Annotated in this window: 19 protein-coding genes; 6 read left to right on the top strand and 13 right to left on the bottom strand. The window is 28.9% G+C overall.

Annotated elements, in window-relative coordinates:
* Positions 1–38: 38 nt before the first annotated feature.
* Complete coding sequence (locus K354_RS0103895) at positions 39–647, top strand: LysE/ArgO family amino acid transporter (RefSeq protein WP_169733414.1); 609 nt, start codon at positions 39–41, stop codon at positions 645–647.
* On the opposite strand, the gene K354_RS0103890 is transcribed toward K354_RS0103895, so the two are convergent.
* The 4 genes from K354_RS0103890 to ciaB all read right to left on the bottom strand — a co-directional run bounded on the left by K354_RS0103890 (position 642) and on the right by ciaB (position 6,418).
* Positions 642–2,045 (bottom strand): chloride channel protein, encoded by a 1,404-nt coding sequence (locus tag K354_RS0103890; protein WP_024954202.1) that lies wholly within the window; start codon positions 2,043–2,045, stop codon positions 642–644. The two genes, K354_RS0103895 and K354_RS0103890, sit on opposite strands and share 6 nt — an antisense overlap.
* A 96-nt stretch (positions 2,046–2,141) precedes the next feature.
* Positions 2,142–3,890, bottom strand: a complete 1,749-nt coding sequence (locus K354_RS0103885) for an EAL domain-containing protein (RefSeq protein ID WP_024954201.1) — start codon at positions 3,888–3,890, stop codon at positions 2,142–2,144.
* A 58-nt stretch (positions 3,891–3,948) separates the two neighbouring features.
* Positions 3,949–4,545, bottom strand: coding sequence for a hypothetical protein (locus K354_RS0103880; RefSeq protein WP_024954200.1), 597 nt, complete (start codon positions 4,543–4,545; stop codon positions 3,949–3,951).
* A 16-nt stretch (positions 4,546–4,561) separates the two neighbouring features.
* Positions 4,562–6,418, bottom strand: a complete 1,857-nt coding sequence (ciaB, locus tag K354_RS0103875) for an invasion protein CiaB (RefSeq protein ID WP_024954199.1) — start codon at positions 6,416–6,418, stop codon at positions 4,562–4,564.
* Positions 6,419–6,502: 84 nt separating this feature from the next.
* Here ciaB and K354_RS0103870 point away from each other — a divergent pair, with 84 nt between their 5' ends.
* Genes K354_RS0103870 through K354_RS0103860 form a run of 3 tightly spaced genes read left to right on the top strand, consistent with a single transcriptional unit; the run spans position 6,503 to position 8,438 of the window.
* Positions 6,503–6,793 carry a hypothetical protein gene (locus K354_RS0103870; protein WP_024954198.1) on the top strand — a complete coding sequence of 97 codons (291 nt, stop codon included), beginning with the start codon at positions 6,503–6,505 and terminating at the stop codon, positions 6,791–6,793.
* A complete protein-coding gene (locus K354_RS0103865) occupies positions 6,793–7,263 on the top strand; it encodes a hypothetical protein (protein ID WP_024954197.1) in 471 nt (156 codons plus the stop codon). The genes K354_RS0103870 and K354_RS0103865 overlap by 1 nt, the downstream gene beginning before the upstream one ends.
* 47 nt (positions 7,264–7,310) lie before the next feature.
* Positions 7,311–8,438, top strand: coding sequence for a hypothetical protein (locus tag K354_RS0103860; RefSeq protein WP_024954196.1), 1,128 nt, complete (start codon positions 7,311–7,313; stop codon positions 8,436–8,438).
* Here K354_RS0103860 and K354_RS0103855 read toward each other — a convergent pair.
* The 3 genes from K354_RS0103855 to K354_RS0103845 all read right to left on the bottom strand — a co-directional run bounded on the left by K354_RS0103855 (position 8,431) and on the right by K354_RS0103845 (position 10,609).
* Positions 8,431–9,585 (bottom strand): sensor histidine kinase, encoded by a 1,155-nt coding sequence (locus K354_RS0103855; protein ID WP_024954195.1) that lies wholly within the window; start codon positions 9,583–9,585, stop codon positions 8,431–8,433. The genes K354_RS0103860 and K354_RS0103855 overlap by 8 nt on opposite strands.
* Positions 9,578–10,234: a response regulator transcription factor gene (locus K354_RS0103850; protein WP_024954194.1), complete on the bottom strand. Its 657-nt coding sequence runs from the start codon at positions 10,232–10,234 to the stop codon at positions 9,578–9,580. The genes K354_RS0103855 and K354_RS0103850 overlap by 8 nt, the downstream gene beginning before the upstream one ends.
* A 90-nt stretch (positions 10,235–10,324) precedes the next feature.
* Positions 10,325–10,609 (bottom strand): hypothetical protein, encoded by a 285-nt coding sequence (locus K354_RS0103845; protein WP_024954193.1) that lies wholly within the window; start codon positions 10,607–10,609, stop codon positions 10,325–10,327.
* 127 nt (positions 10,610–10,736) lie between these two features.
* Between K354_RS0103845 and K354_RS0103840 the strand changes: the two genes are divergently transcribed.
* Positions 10,737–10,937 carry a hypothetical protein gene (locus K354_RS0103840; RefSeq protein WP_024954192.1) on the top strand — a complete coding sequence of 67 codons (201 nt, stop codon included), beginning with the start codon at positions 10,737–10,739 and terminating at the stop codon, positions 10,935–10,937.
* 33 nt (positions 10,938–10,970) lie between these two features.
* On the opposite strand, the gene K354_RS0103835 is transcribed toward K354_RS0103840, so the two are convergent.
* The 5 genes from K354_RS0103835 to K354_RS0103815 form a co-directional block, all read right to left on the bottom strand.
* A complete protein-coding gene (locus K354_RS0103835) occupies positions 10,971–11,405 on the bottom strand; it encodes an HvfX family Cu-binding RiPP maturation protein (RefSeq protein WP_024954191.1) in 435 nt (144 codons plus the stop codon).
* A 1-nt stretch (position 11,406) separates the two neighbouring features.
* Positions 11,407–12,096 (bottom strand): HvfC/BufC family peptide modification chaperone, encoded by a 690-nt coding sequence (locus tag K354_RS0103830; RefSeq protein ID WP_024954190.1) that lies wholly within the window; start codon positions 12,094–12,096, stop codon positions 11,407–11,409.
* The gene (locus tag K354_RS13910; RefSeq protein ID WP_037940181.1) at positions 12,083–12,901 is read right to left on the bottom strand and encodes an MbnB/TglH/ChrH family RiPP precursor modification enzyme; all 819 of its coding nucleotides are present in this window, start codon (positions 12,899–12,901) and stop codon (positions 12,083–12,085) included. The genes K354_RS0103830 and K354_RS13910 overlap by 14 nt, the downstream gene beginning before the upstream one ends.
* 16 nt (positions 12,902–12,917) lie before the next feature.
* A complete protein-coding gene (locus K354_RS13905) occupies positions 12,918–13,196 on the bottom strand; it encodes an HvfA family oxazolone/thioamide-modified RiPP metallophore (RefSeq protein ID WP_024954189.1) in 279 nt (92 codons plus the stop codon).
* A 133-nt stretch (positions 13,197–13,329) separates the two neighbouring features.
* Positions 13,330–14,181 carry an ADP-ribosylglycohydrolase family protein gene (locus K354_RS0103815; protein ID WP_024954188.1) on the bottom strand — a complete coding sequence of 284 codons (852 nt, stop codon included), beginning with the start codon at positions 14,179–14,181 and terminating at the stop codon, positions 13,330–13,332.
* Positions 14,182–14,276: 95 nt separating this feature from the next.
* Here K354_RS0103815 and K354_RS0103810 point away from each other — a divergent pair, with 95 nt between their 5' ends.
* Positions 14,277–14,780 (top strand): DUF2062 domain-containing protein, encoded by a 504-nt coding sequence (locus K354_RS0103810; protein WP_024954187.1) that lies wholly within the window; start codon positions 14,277–14,279, stop codon positions 14,778–14,780.
* A 16-nt stretch (positions 14,781–14,796) separates the two neighbouring features.
* On the opposite strand, the gene olsF is transcribed toward K354_RS0103810, so the two are convergent.
* On the bottom strand, positions 14,797–16,506 hold the full coding sequence (gene olsF / locus K354_RS0103805) for a bifunctional ornithine lipid synthase OlsF (protein WP_024954186.1): 1,710 nt from the start codon (positions 16,504–16,506) through the stop codon (positions 14,797–14,799).
* Between the last annotated feature and the right edge of the window lie 48 nt (positions 16,507–16,554).

Raw genomic sequence — 16,554 nt, 5'->3', positions numbered from 1 at the left:
TTGGCTACAATTCATACAAATTTTCAAAGGTATTTATATTGTTAAGTTCTTTTATCAATGGTTTTTTAATAAGTATTGGACTCATAGTGGCAATTGGTGCACAAAATATTTATGTACTCAAACGTGGTCTATTAAAAGAGTCTGTATTTGCTGTAGCACTTACTTGTTCTTTGATTGATGCTGCTCTTATTATAGCAGGAGTAAAAGGCTTGGGTAAGCTTTTAGAAGCATTTCCTCAATTTATCATATATATTACTTGGTTTGGTATCATTTTTCTAATAGCCTATGGTGTTATAGCACTCAAATCTACTTTTAGTAAACACTCTATGAAAGTAGATACTCATTCTAGTAAAAAATCTACTCTACTCATTTTAGCAACTCTTTTTTCTTTATCTTTTTTAAATCCTCATGTTTATTTAGATACAGTTATTCTAATAGGAACTATTGGGAGTAAATATGTGGGAATACAGCAAAATCTTTTTGTTTTAGGAGCAACTGCAGCATCTATTATTTGGTTTTTTGCCTTAGCCTATGGGAGTCGTGTACTTATACCTTTATTTAAACAACCAATTACATGGAAATATCTAGACTTTTTTACAGCTCTTGTTATGTTTTTTGTTGCTTATACACTTTATGATAGTTTATGATTTTTTTTCATCTTTTAAATGCTTAATTTGCCACTTTATACTTTTATAACGCAACTTACTTCTAATATGTCTTAATTTTTCAATATCTTTCATATTAACACTAATTGGAGTATGCTCTATATCACTACCTTCTCCTACTTCAATGTTTTCTGCTTTAGAAAATCCACCTATACGCTGAGAAGGAAAAACACTTCTATGTCCTGTTATTAAAAATGCAATAACAACACTAACTGCAGCATAATTAGATATTTGAGTCCCAAAAAGCTCAACTGCCATAATAATTGAAGCTATTGGAGAGTTTGTTGTTCCTGCAAGTACACTTACAAAACCAAGTGCAGCAAAAAGAGCTATATTATCCCCAATAATATGACCAAAAGCAACACCACTCGTTGCTCCTACAAAAAATACAGGAGTAATAACACCACCACTTCCTCCAGCACCTAAAGTTAAAGAGGTGAATAACGTTTTTAAAAGAAAATCATACCAATGAACAGTATCTGAAAATATCACTTCTGAATGAAGTGCATTTGATATAGTATCTAATCCTAATCCTAAATATTTATCTGAAATAAGCAAAGATAAGATAACCATAATAAGACCAGCTACAAATGCTTTTAAGTATCTGTCATAAGGTATTTTATCCATAAAAGCTTCCACTTTATGAGTAATAGTTATAAATAAATCTGAAACTACTCCAAAAAATATGCCAGCAACTACAACTTGAGATATTAACATTAAATCTAAATTTAAACTTCTAAAAAAATCTATATCATAGTAAGTATAATGTACACCTAAGAACTTGGCTGTTGTAAAAGCTGCAAATCCTGCTATAAAAGAAGGTAAAAGAACATCATACATAATTACACCGATGATAAGAACTTCGATTCCAAATACAGCTCCTGCTATTGGTGTACCAAACACTGAAGCAAACCCTGCACTAATACCACAAATTACAAGTTTCTTTCTATCTTTTTTAGAAAATTTTAGTATTGTTGAAGCAAATGAGGCAGCTCCAGCACCTATTTGTGCACCAGGTCCTTCTTTACCTACTGAACCCCCTGCAAAAATAGTAATAATAGTTGCAACAAGTTTTACAGGTATAACTTTTACATTAATAAAACCATCTTTTTTATGAACGGCTTCTATCACTTTTTCTGTACCATGCCCAGTCGCTGTTCGATCAAAAGTTCTTACAATCCAAATAGTTAACATTAAAGCAAAAGGAAGTAAATAATAATAATTAAAAGGAAGTATATTTCTGCTATCTTCTGCAGAATGTAAAAGTTTTAAAAAGATTGACATCAATGCACCAATCATAATTCCGACTGCTGAAGATAAAATCAACCATTTTGAAACACTAAAAAATATAACTGTTTGTTCAGCAATGTGTTTTTTCACAACGATTCTTTACATAAAAAGTATTATAATGGCGATTATAACCCATTAGCCTTAAATAGGCATAAGAAATAGGTTTTTTTTTAAAAATATTGACAATTAATTTAAAAATGTAGCTAAAGCTATATGATTTTTCATAGTTTTTGCACTTTTTTTAAGTCTAGAGAGTTCTTCAACTACTGTTTCTTCTTTTGTTTTTTCAGTGCTTTTTACTAAAATTGCTGCTGCACTTACAGTAAGAAGATCAAATTTTTTCAATTCTCCCTCTCTATTTTTTGCATTTATATAGCCATTTTTTCTATCTTTTTCATCATAAAAACTTTCCACATCATGAGAAAATTTATCTACTATCTTTTTAATTTTTTCATATATTTTATCATACGAATCTTCTGAACAATTCCATGCCAAGAAAAAATCATCTCCGCCAATATGACCAACTAAATGATCTTTAAATTTAGAATCTTTTTTAAGGATATCAGCAAAAAGTAATATAACTCTATCACCTTTTCTAAATCCATAAAAATCATTATAAGGTTTAAAATTATCAAAATCAAAATAAATCATCACATATTCTTGTCCTGATTTTAATCTATCGCTTATATATTCATTAATAATTTTATTTCCATTTAAACCCGTTAGTGGATTTTGCTCTTTTGCATCTAATACGCTTTTTTCATTGACTATATCCAAAATAACTTTAGCACTTAAATACCCCACATATTGATTATCTTGTGTTATTATAATACCGCCATTATCACTATTGTAAGAGTATATTTTAAGTATTTTGCCTAAAGGATCATTAATATCAGCAATCCCACAAGGAATTGTAAACTTTTTAATCTCTCCTTTCGTCTGATTTTTTAAAATCGAATATCCAAATTGAGAATAAGTATATTGTTTTAAATCTACTTCTTTTATAATGCCAACTGGTCCTAAATCTTTTGAGAGTATAGGTATAATTGATGTTCCTAAATTATCTCTAAGATATTCAAATACATCATCTAGATTTGATGTATCTTTAAGTGTAGGCAAAATTTCTAAATAATCTTTTATATTTTGTATTTTATGGTTGTCTCTTTTGTTTTGTAACGATAAATCAGAAATATTTTTATATTCTAATCTTAAATCTTTTAAATTTTGAGTAGGTTTTGCTACAAAATATCCTTGAATCATATTGCAACCAAGACGTTTACACTCTTCATACTCTTTGAGGGTTTCAACACCTTCAGCAACCACATAAATACCCATAGCTTGTGACATTTCAACAATAGAATTTACAAAAAGTTTTTTCTTTTTATTTGTATCTATATCAGATATAAAAAATCTATCTATTTTAATAATGTCTGGTTCTGAGCGATACAACATTTGAAGTCCAGAAAATCCAACTCCAAAATCATCAATAGCCATTTTATAACCTTGTTGTTTGTATATATTTAAAACTAAATGATCGATTCCCGTAAATGCTCCTGCTTGATGTTTTTCAGAGAGCTCAAAACATATGTTAGCTTTATCTAAATCAAACATATCCATGACATCAATTGTTTTACCAGAAGAAAAATCAGGCATCGAAGTTATTCTATTGTCAAGGTTATAAAAAAGTTTTAAATCTTTTGCAAACTCATAATTTGCAAATTTTTCTATGGCTTTTTGTCTTAAAATCATATCCAACTTATACAAAACATTTTCACTATAAGCTGTATCAAAAACGGAGTCTATTGAGTGAAATTCGTCAGACTCATAATTGCGAATCAATGCTTCAAGCCCATACATTTTTCCACTATGAATATTTACTATAGGCTGAAAAGCATAATCAACTGTGTCTATTAAATCTAGCCATTTTTTATCCACTTTAATCTACTCCTTTTTTCAAAGTATATTAAATCGAAATTACTAAACAGTTACAAAATTAATCACAGTTTTTTATACAAAATTTATAAGGGACTACTGCTCCTCCACACTCTACATAACATCTATCAAAACTCTCATCACATCCACAATTACTTTTACAAAAACTCTGTTGCTTAACTAAAATAGCTTCAAAAGATGGTTTTATAGGTGCTACTGGATAAACTATAACATTGCTTCTCATATGTAATAATTTTTTATTTAACTCATGTTCTCGATAACAAGGATAATGTTTTTTTGTTCTAGCACACCGTTTACGAAAATATCTATAATCATTTTCCACCTTACGATAATTTCTATCAAACTGATGTCTATGCCTTTTATAATCACTTAGTTTTAAAAGATACTCTTCATACTCCTCATCATATTTTAAAAATTCTATATTAGAAATATCTTTTGACCTAGTATATGCATCACTCATACAAAAATCAAATTGATTTTTACAATCCTGCTTACATACACTTTTTTCTACTTCACAAGTTTGTACACAGCCTGCAAAACTTTTCTCTTTTTTAGGAATATACTGTTTTTTCACGACATATTTTGGAGAACAACCAACTAAAAATAGAGCTAATAAAATCAATATATACTTATGCATCGAAAATCCTTTAAAATCAAATCCAATCTTCTCTATGTTCATCCTCATCAATATCTCTACCAATATCTTGATGTAAACTCCAATAGTAGTCTACAAAAGATTTAACTTTTTTATCAAGTGGCATATACGAATGGTTGATTTTTACTGCATATTTTGATAAAAACTCATTTGCATCTTTTTTTGCCAAATAGTGAGATGCTAAATCTTCATATGTAGTTTGATACCATTTTTTGAGTCTCTCATAAGCATCATCACTTGTATCTATGCTCAAACTTTCATCAAAACTTAATACCTGTGTTTCAAATAACCCTTTCAAGTGAATCAACCCTTCACAATAATAAGGTTGCACCTCATCTGTTTTCATCCAACCTATCAAACCAACAGCTCTTTTGATCACATCACTGAGTACATAAGACTTACAACTCTCATCTTCATTCATAAAAAATGCCATCAATCCACCAGTGGTTGCCTTAAACTCTTCTATATTTTTAAAAACTCCACTAACATTCATTCTACTCTCAGTATCATTATCTAGCCATAAAATATGTCCATATTCATGTCCTATAGTTGTTACTTCATATACTTTGTGCCAAAGCTCACTCTTTTTGAAAACCAATTCTCTCTCAACATCCATAAACTCTTTTCCAAAGATTTTATTTTGAATTTTTAAAAATGGTTTTGCTCTTAAAGAATCAAGAATATTATCCGAAAATGCAAATATCTTTTTTCCCTCTTCTTTACTTACTTGTTCATCATTTGGAACAACTTGAGCTGAAAAAAGTCCGTTAAATTCTGCTCCATAAAAAAGTGCAGGACGACCAATATATAATCCAACTCTTTGTAAATTTGCAAGAGTTAACTCTAAAACTTTTTTCTTTTGACTTCCTAATTTTTCAAATAAAGTATTATACATGTAAAGAATATTTTTGTATGTTTTATCTGCCCCAAGATTATCTGGATTTGATATTCTAACATCCCATTCTAATGCAACAGCTTTTCTAAAATGATCTTCATAATACTCTAAAGGATGACCTACTTGAAGAGGACTCGTTACTTTCATCCAAGCTCTATCAACATCTTGCCATCTTTGAATAAGATTTTTTCTTTCTTTTTCTCCAAAAGCATTTTGAAGAGTTTTAAAATACGATATATAAACCTCTTTTTGATTCGTATCTTCATCTTCTAATAATTCTAAATCTTTTATCAGTGTCTCATACGCTTTAGTTACTTCATTTACTTCATTTTCAAAAAACTCAGCATATGCTTGAACACTGTATCCTGATTTATCTTTTTTCAAAACGGAATACGCTCTATCCGCTTTATTTCCATTTTCATCCGTATCATAAAGCTTTTGTTTCTCTAAGAAAGCTACTGTTTCATCTCCAAACTCATGTTGAAGTTCAGGGTTAATTGTGTTAATAATATGTTTTGTCCATAAACTTTGCCATTCACTCATAGCAATTCCCACTTCATGAACCCCTCTTAAAAGTCTTCTATAAAACTCATTTAAAAGTTCTTTTTCTTCTATGCTTTGTAAAAACTCTTCATGTCTTTGTATATAAAACTCTTTTACCCATAGATAAGCTAACTCTTTTATCTCACTAATTTTCTCATCACTAAAATTCTCTTTTACTAAAGATTGTACTAACTGCTCATCTCTTAAAGATATAAGTCTACTTAAAACTGAAAGCCTATTTTCTTTTACTAAAGAGAGTCCAATCTTTTGAATAAACTTATCTATATATCTATTCATATCAGCAAATGTATCATCATCGTCTTCTTCTAGTATTTTAAAATACTCCCCTAACTCTTTTTGTCTATTTCCAACTAATGTATATACTTCTTTTAACTCATTTGTAAAATTTTTACTCATTTTCTTCCTTTTAAAAGTGAATTATACCAAATTAAGAAGACAAAATAACTCTTAAATGGTAAACTATGAAAAAAAAGGAAAATTTTGAATTTACTTATTCCTATAAATTCTGAAAATAATTTATGCAGCATGGAAGAAAACTCTGCTTGGGCATTGGCTTCATTAGACAATGGAACACTAAAACAACTCGACACCTATGAAAAAAAGGAAGATATTAATGAGCTTATAGATTATGTTGTTGTTATTAGTTCACAAGAATTTATCAGTGAGTTTTTTATTGAAGGCATTGGTATTTTAGTAGCTCCTATGCAAAGAAGTATTGAAGATATTGTTGAAGCATATATGTTTAGAGAACTTCATGAGGTAACTAGCTAATGAAAGAGCTAGAACTACTATATGATCTTATTCCTCATCATCCTGGTCTTTTTATCTCGATCATAGAAGATGAAAATTATGAGTGTGTTACAAGTTTAGCCAAGTTTTCACAAAGTATAAATGCTTCTTTACATGTAAAGAGTTTAAAACAAAAAATTTATCCAAATCATTTACATGTAGATGATTTTAGCTTTGAGCAAAATAGGTACAACCATAATGCCATCCAATATGATTTTTTATTTTTATGTGCTAGCCTAGAAAAAAAAGAAGATATCACAGAAATAGCGAATAAACTCTATAGAATCATTAAAAATGCGGGACATCTTTTTATACTTTCTAAAAAAGAGTCTACAGATAGTCTCTCTAAAACATTTGAAAATTCTAATTTTGTTGCATTAAATTCTATAGAATTAAATGCCCAATATAATATAATCTCAGCAAAAAAAATGCATGGCTGGATGAGAGTTTGAGAAATAGTTTTTTTTTGGTATGATTAGATAAAAAAGATAGGGAACACGTGGAAACAAGAGAAATTCAAATCAACAATATCATTAATAAAGGTATTATTGAAGCAAATATAGAGTTTGCTCAAAACCACAACACTCCTCTTAGCATAGTCAAGTTTGGCTATGATGTCGATCTTGAAGATAGCTTCTTCTTTAAAGACCTCATATCTTTTATACACTCTTTTTCTGATTTTAACTCTATTTTGCAACAACCCAATGATACTTTTATTATTTTTCTCAGAGATTGTAAAATCCATGAAGCAAAATCTATCATCACCCAAATGATACAAAAAATTAAATTCAAATTTAAAACTGAAATAACTAACATAGGAATTACACTTCTTCATGAAAATGATACCTATAAAACTCTACTAGACAGACTAGACAAATATTATGTTATGTCCAAATTATCTTCTAAAACAAAAACTTTTTATGGAACATCTGATTTTGATTTTTATGAAACACAAAGTGATAAAAAAGTTTTAAACAATATATTTAAAAAAGTAAGCGATATAAAACTCTATAATTTTTATCAAGGTCTTCCAATAACAGAAAAAGTGCAAGTTTTAAAATTTGACCAAGGACTTATTCAAATAAAAATAGACCCAATAAAACTTCCTTTTTATGAAATTGAAAAATTTACTTTTATCCAACATGACCTTATCCCTGCTATTATAAAAGCATCGATAACAAAGATTGAGCCAAACAAATCTTTAATGGTTTTAAGCAATTTAGAATTTTTAGACTCTTCTCCTGTAGAGAGAAGTGGTATAAGGGTGGAACCTGAACGAAATATCTATGCTTCTTTATCTTTAGAAAATAAAAAGTTACTTGAAGGATCTATCATATCACTCTCTGAGAATTCTGTTGTTTTGGATGTAAAACCAACCAATTTAGAAACTCTTACAAAAAATCCTCTTTGGAATACAGAACTTACTTTACAATTTCAAATTCCTACAAAAAAAAGTTTCTTAACTATGGTAAAAACAAAAGCTGTTTTATATAGTATTATAAACAATAAAATTGTATTAAACATCACTCCAAATAGACTTATTAAATCTAAACTACGAACGTATATAGCCTTAAGACAAACTGGTCTTATTGGTGATTTAAAAAGAGAACTTAAAAAATTTAACTAGAAAAGTTTAGATAAAAAGTAGTTCCCTCTTCAAGTTTTGAATCTATTCCAATTTTTATGTTGTACGTATGACAAACTGATTTTACTATATCGAGTCCTATACCAAAACCCCCTATATCTTTACTCTTTCTCTCGTATCGGTTAAAGATTGCTTCTTGGTCTTCTTTAGCAATACCAATTCCTTTATCTTGTATACTAAAAACATGATCTTTTAATTTGATCAAAACTTCTGTTTTTGGATAAGAGTACTTTAATGCATTCGATATTAGATTATTAATAACTTTTTGTATACGAGATTTATCCATATTTATTATAGTAGGTTCTAACTCACAAAGTATTGTATTACCTCTATTTACTGCTATTTCATCAAAAAACTTTACGCTCTCTCTTACAATATCTGCTAAATCAAAATCTTGATTTAGTACTTCATCTTTATCGTTAAAAGCAATAAAAGAGAGAGAATTATATATCTGTGAGATAAGTTTTGTACTAATTGAGATATGATTTAAAACTCTACTATCTATCTTATCTTTATGTCTTAAAGAAGAAACACTCATCATTAAAGCAGATATTGGTGTATTTAAATCGTGTGAACTATCTTTTATAAAACAATTAAGTTTTTCCATTCTTGATTTTATAGGAGCTATAAGTAACTTGCTCAAAAAATACCCAACAAAACCTACAAAAATAGTTGCAATCAAAATCACAGTTGCTATGATTAGAATAAGTCTAAATTTTTGAGAATCCGCTTCATTTCCTTCTACAGCAATGTAGTGTATACCAAACACAGGCATTGAAAGTTTATCTATATGATACTCGTGAGTATTACTTTTATAAGCTTTTTTTGAAACATAAACTTTTTTACTTTGTATATTTGATAAAATAGCTTTTCCATCTTTGTCATAAAGCCCTATATTTAAAGTTTTTGAAGGCGAAGCAAACTTATACTCTCTACCCTCCATTTTTGCTTGTATCAAATCTTTTTCAACTATCATGGCTGCATTTGCCATTTCAATAGAACATCTATCATCTATAGCTACTATCTCTTTTTTATAATACAAAACACCAATAATACTCACCAATATCATAGCTGAAAAAATATATATAGCTAAAAAACTAATCAGTGCTCTTTTTTCTTCTTTATTCAAAGTAGTACCCACTTCCTCTTATGGTTTTAATTCTATCTTTTCCTAAAATATTTCGTAAATTTTTGATATATACCCTAATTGTAGCATCACTAGGCATAGATTCATACTCCCACAAATTTTGCATCAACTCATCTGAAGAGACGACTCTTTTTTTATGGGCTAAAAGATAACCTAAAATTTCACACTCTTTATTTGCTAATTGATACTCTTTACCTTGAACAACTAGCCTATTTTTTGTTGATACTAAAGTTGTATCAATATCCAATTTGATCTCATCTTCACTCTCTATTGAAAATCTTTTTTGAATATTTTTTATACGTAAATCTAACTCTTCTAAATCAAAAGGTTTTTTTATATAGTCATCACAACCACTTTCAAAACCATTTTTCATATGTGACGTATCGTGATAAGCTGTTATAATAATTGCTGGGGTTGTATTGTTATACTCTCTTAAAGTCTTGACAACTTCAAGTCCACTTTTTTTCGGAACATTTATGTCCAAAAGCATTAAATCAAACTTAGATTCAGTAGCACATTCCAATGCACTCTCTCCATCTTCTACATGTATAACTTCAAAACCACTTTCTCTTAAATGGTGTGTTAAAATATCTGATAAAATCAAATCGTCTTCTAATAATAAAATTTTCATTGTTTTTCCTTTATAAGAAACACATTCTTATAAGTTCTGTCTTTATTGAATTCTATTATAGTATTTTTATGTGTAGTCTACATGTATACGTTAAAAGGCTTTCTCTTCTTTTTTAACTTTTTCAGCTTTTTTTGCAAATCCTGCACCTTTTTTTACTTTTGCAACAAGTTCTAATTCTTCTATGCTACTACGGTAATCAATACCAACTTCATGCATTTTTGAAAAACTTTTTACTATAACAGCTATAGTATTTGGAACTTCACCTTTTTTCTTATACGATTGAATATTTTTTTCACTTACTTTAATTAATTTACTAAATTTAGGCAATGTTATTTCTGCCTCTAATAAATATTTTTTAAACTCTATAAAAGTCATTTCCTCATCCTTCACCATAATCTCTTATAATTATAACTTATTTCTTGACAAAAAAGAATAAAAAGTATACAATTACTATAATTTATTACTATTAGTAATTAAAAATTAAATTAAAAGGGGACATAACATGTCTAAAGTTCTAAAGAAGAAAGCTGTATCAAAAGTTGCTAAGAAAGCTACAAAAAAAGCTGTATCTAAAAAAGTTATAACTAAAAAATGTGCTGATAAAGTACTAAAAAAAGTTACTAAAGCTGTTACTAAAGCAAAACCAACTGCAAAAAAAGTTGCTAAAAAAGTTGCTAAAAAAGTAATTAAAAAAGCTGCATAATCTAAGAGGGAGTGACTTTCACTCCCAACTCTCCTACTTTTTAAAGAAAAAATTATCCAAACTTATCTTACCTGCTCCAAAAGATGTAAAAATCATCAAAAACAACATATAATAAAATGGTATTTCAAATCCATTTGCTGCTGCACTAAAACCATTTTGAAAATGCACTAAAAATATAGCTACTAACATAATTACTATAAGTGGTATAGATATAAGTCTCGTAAACAATCCAAACGTAAGTAAAACTACTCCTAAAGTTTCCGTAGAAGCTGCCATATAAGCGTTTAGGGAAGGAAAAGGAATTCCCATTGAACCAAACCATGCCACTACATTATCCATACCTTGCCACTTTTTCATAGCTGGTTCAAAAAAACCATACGCTATAGTTAGTCTTGCAAACAATAATGCAATACTTTGAAAATTATCTGTGATTTTTTCTACTTTGAAATAACAATTTTTCATTGACATCTCAGATCCTTTTTAAAATTCTTAGGTTTATTAACTCTTCTAATGAAGCTTTAAAAAACTCTTTTACTTCTTTTTTCGTTTGTTTGCTTTTTTTTGCTATCAAATTAATCGCTTGATTTAAGCCATTTTTGTTTAACTCTTTTAAAAACATATACATTGGTAAAGAAATCTCTCTATAATAGACTTGCAAATCATTAAAATCATAATATGCTAAAAGATAATACTCACCTTTTTTATCATAGCTTTCTTTCTCAAAGACCTTATAGTCTAACTTTTTTAAAAGTACACTAGAGTTTAATTTATAATTTTTAGAATAAGAAAACTTTTTTTCTTTTTGGCTTTTGTAATTTCTCATCATCAATGCTACTTCAACCCACTCAAACCATAAAAGCTCATTCACATAAGGAATTTCTTGGAACTTCTTGTGTTTTTTTACAAAAGTCCTAAATTCATTGGGTAACTTCCACATCACTTCACTCTTAGCACCATACCTCATAAATTCATAAATAATTTTTTCAAATCTCTTTTTATCCACTTCTTCATAAAATATAGGATAAGCATTACTTAAGACTTCAAAAAATCTATGAAATACCAAAGCTTTATATATCTTATAGCCTTGGTGATTTTTCGGTAGTTTGGCATTTTCAAAAGCAATATCAATAAGCTTTTTTTGTGCTTTAAATTCTCGCATTTTTAACTACCTTTTTGAGTATTTTATACTCTTTTTCCATGACAGAGTATTGAGGTATATTGTTATCTCTCTCTATCATTACAGGAATATCCACTTTTTTTAAAGTATCACCTAAAAAATCCCATACTTCTTGTTTGACAGGCATTCCATGAGAGTCTATAATCATACCTAACTCTTCATCTTCATAATGTCCAGCAACATGAATATATGCTGCTTTACTTACATCTAGTTCATTTAAAAACTCATGTGCATCAAATCCATGATTTTGCGCATTTACATAAATATTATTTACATCTAAAAGCAATTTTGCTCCTGATTTTTCCATAAGCTCATTTATAAACTCAACTTCTCTCATATCAGAATCAGGAACATAATAATATGTTGCATTTTCCAAAATAAGCTCTCTTTGCATATAATCCATCACTCTTTTTATCTTATCACTTGTATGCTCTATACTTTTTTTAGTCATACTAAGAGGCAATAAATCATAAGTTTGTGAACCCAAAAGTGAAGTAAAACTAATATGATCTGAATAGTCTTCTATTTTGTACCTATCTAAAAAACTTTTCATCTGTTTTAAAAACTTTTTATCAATAGGTTCATGTGAACCTATTGATAAAGATAAGCCATGAGCAACTACTGGTCGCAAAGATATCACTTCTTCAAATTTTTCTCTATGATGAAATGGAATATCAAACCAATTTTCAGGTGCAATTTCCCACCAATCAGGTAAAAATCCATCAGCATCAATCTCTTGTAAAAAATCTCTTCTAAGCCCTAAGCCTAATCCATTTATGTTGTTCATAACTTTACCTCAAATACTAGCCGCATTTACCAGCGCCACATTTTGCATCGGCACTTTTACTAGCACTTTTCATTTTTTTTGCTTCTTTAGTCATTGCTTTTTTGTCACCACAACTTCCTGCTCCACATTTACCATCTTTAGCTTTAGTCATCATCTTTTCAGATTTTACTTTTTTATCACCACAACTTCCTGCTCCACATTTACCATCACCTGATCCAGCTACTGCTGCAGTTGCTGTAATAAGTGTTGTTCCTAAAAGAATTCCTGCTAATTTTAGCTTATTTCCTGTCTTCATCTTTCTTTCCTTGTTTTGATTTGTACTGAAATTATAACGGCTAAGTGTGTAGTAATTATTTATGAAATGTGTAGTATTTGTGTAGTAAAAAGGCTTAAACTATTGGATAAAGTTTGAGCCTTTTATATGGAAATTATAAATTTATTTTGTACCAATCTTTAGGAAGACTCTCTTGTGTCTTTATAGCAGTCAATATACTAGAGGCAATCATAGAACGAGATGAACTATCTCCTCCTGCTTTTGCATTTTGCATTAAAAGTTCTTTCAAATCATCTGGATACTTCACTAAAAGGTGAATAATTCCACGAAAACCTTCATCTATCCCACAAGCAGGTCCAAAGTTCCTTATTGTAGTAAAACTGTCTTTATCTTTGGAATCTATACCTTCTTTGACACTTTGTTTGACATACTCACTAAAATGCTCTGAGAGTGTACGCATACTCATTTCTATATTTTTTGAATCCTTTACATGTAAAAGTAATTTTGCAAAAAAGAGAGCTACTTCTATAACTTTTTCATTATCATGTGATAACTTTATAAATTTTTTTACATTTTTTAAAAAATCTTCTTCCGTTTTAGAAACAAGTAACAAAGAAAACATTCTTCCTATAACAGAAAAGTCATCAGAGTTTGAACCACTCAACTTGCCATTATCTATATTTTCTAAAGTCTCTCTTGTTGCACCATCAATATAACCTTCATAGTCACTCATTTTCTCTTTCCAAAAAGTTAAATACTCTAAAGGATAAAAAGTTTCTTTGTCTTGTAAAAACTGATACAACCAATAAGCTTGGTCACCAATATGTGTAAAATCTCCAGCACTCTTACCCTTATGCCACATAGCTTGTGGAGCATTTAACTTTTCCCAATCAATATCTAAATTTTTGAGCTGTTCCTCATCATAAACCCAATGAGCTCCAAGGCTATAAGAATCTGCGATTAAAGATATAGTTACTATCTCTTTGATTTTTTCTTTGCTAAACATCATGACTCCTTATATATTTTCATGGCATTAACACACTTTTACATAGTTCTTATTTATTATTATACGACTACTATATTTATGATATACTTCACTCCATGATTAGAAGAGTATTTAAAAGAAAAAATAAGAAAAAAAGTAACCTAGATTCATTTATAAAAAAATATAATATTCCTAGAGAATATCTCTCATCAAACAGGAAAGCTACAACTCGTGGTTTGTTAGTGGGTATATTTTGGGGTTTCATACCTATGCCCTTTCAAATGCTTGCAGTCGTAGCTATGATTCCTTTTTTTAAATTTAATATCCCCATTGCCTTTACAGCGGTTTGGTTAAGCAACCCAATCACTATGCCTTTTATGTACTATATGGAATACATCACAGGAAGTTTTATTTTAGGAAGTGAAGTAGCAAGTGTAGAACTTACAATGCAATGGTTTGAAAACAACCTTAGCAATATTTTTATTCCTTTATATCTTGGAACCTTAGTATATGCTATTGGAGTTTCAACCTTTACTTATTTTACAGTCAATTGGTTATGGATACACTCAGTAAAAAAAGAAAAACGCTACCAAAAAAGAAAAGATAACAAAAAACAATAAACTTTACATGTAAACACTATTTAATATATCTTTTTCTTTTTACTTCTTTTATTTTATCTATATCTACTATAATAAAACTATCTACACAATTTGAGAAATCTCCATCTACATTAAAATCCACAAATTCTATACCGCCCTCTTCACACAAATCAGCATACTGCTTATATAAAGTAGGAACACTAAGTCCTAAGTGAGAGAGTTGTTCTTTTAGTATACGAAAATCTGCAGCATAATCATTTGCACAAAAAAAGTTTCTTGCTTCTTCTTTTTCTAACTTACTCATAAAAAAACTATTTTTTGCAACAACTATTTCCTCTTTAGGGCTAAAATAAAGTTTATAAAAAGTAATTAGCAAATTTTTTGCTATTTTAGGATACATATCACTTAGAGAAACTGGTCCAAACATATACTTTACATCACTATTTTTAGCTAAATATGCGCCTATGCCTTGCCAAAGATAATCAAGTGCTCGAGAACCCCAATACTTAGGTTGTACAAAACTTCTTCCTAATTCAATAGAGTTTATAAGATACTTATTGAATGACTCTTGATACTTAAAAAGTGTACTCGAATAAAAACCTTCAATTTCAAAATATTGTTTTATAAACCCTGACTCTCCTATTCTATAACTTCCTACCACTTCTAACTCTTCATCATCCCATAAAACTATATGCTTATAATATTTATCATAAGAATCTGTATCTCTTTTAGATCCTGTTCCCTCTTCTACTTTTCTAAAACTATATTCTCTAAGTCGTCCTATCTCTTTTAAAATAGTTGGACTCTTTTCATACTCTGCTAAATAGATTTTTTTACCATCATTCGTTGTACTTAAAAACTCTGCATTTTTTAACTCTTTTTTTATTTCTTGTCGATTTTCAGGATGAGCAATAGAAGTTTGTGTTTGAAATATTCCTGGCTTATTTTTACTTATTTTATAGAGGTGTTTTTTTAAAAGATTAACAAGCATTTTTTCAGATAATTCAGTTTTTGATATATTTTTATAAGGTATAAGCTCTCCTACTTTAAAACTTACTCCTTTTGATCTTTGCAAAAACATTTCTCTTACTAAAAAAAGTCCTGAAAGCTTTTTATTGAGTGCTGAGAGTGTATAAAAAAAAGAAGAATTTTTTGCTTCTATAAAAACTGGTAATATAGGAGAATTTGTCTTTTTTGCAAATCTTAAAAAGCCTTTTTGCCAATACGTATCTTTTATACCAGTAACTCTTGCACGTGAAACTTCACCTGAAGGAAAAATGATAACTGCTTCATCATTTTCAAGTGCTTTATATACGTTTTTTATCTGCTCTTTTGTAGAAGATTGTGAGATATTATCTACAGGGATTAGTAAAGATTGAAGTTGAGGAACTTGCATAAGTATATCATTTGCAACTATTTTTACATCACTTCTTATCTCTTTAATTAAAGAGATAAGGCTAAGTGCATCCAAAGCACCAAGAGGATGATTTGCTATAATTACTACTCTTCCTGAAGCTGGAATATTACGCTTTGCTTTATTAGAAATACTATATCCAAATCCAAAGTACTCTAATATAGCTTCAATAAAATCAAAACTTTCCAAAGTATTATATTTTTCTAAAAAACTATTTATCTCTTCTTCATACATCAGTTTTTTACTCATATATGTAAATGGCTTTTTTACAAACTGTGGGTAGTGCTCAAACTTTGGAAATTTCTTTTGTATTGCTTTTTCAATATCTACCATAATATCTCCTTCATTTTGCTATTTTATTATTCTATAATTACAATTTGA

This window comes from Sulfurospirillum arcachonense DSM 9755, from assembly GCF_000597725.1.
GTDB classification, from domain to species: Bacteria; Campylobacterota; Campylobacteria; order Campylobacterales; family Sulfurospirillaceae; genus Sulfurospirillum_A; species Sulfurospirillum_A arcachonense.
This window is presented reverse-complemented; position numbering and strand designations above follow the sequence as displayed.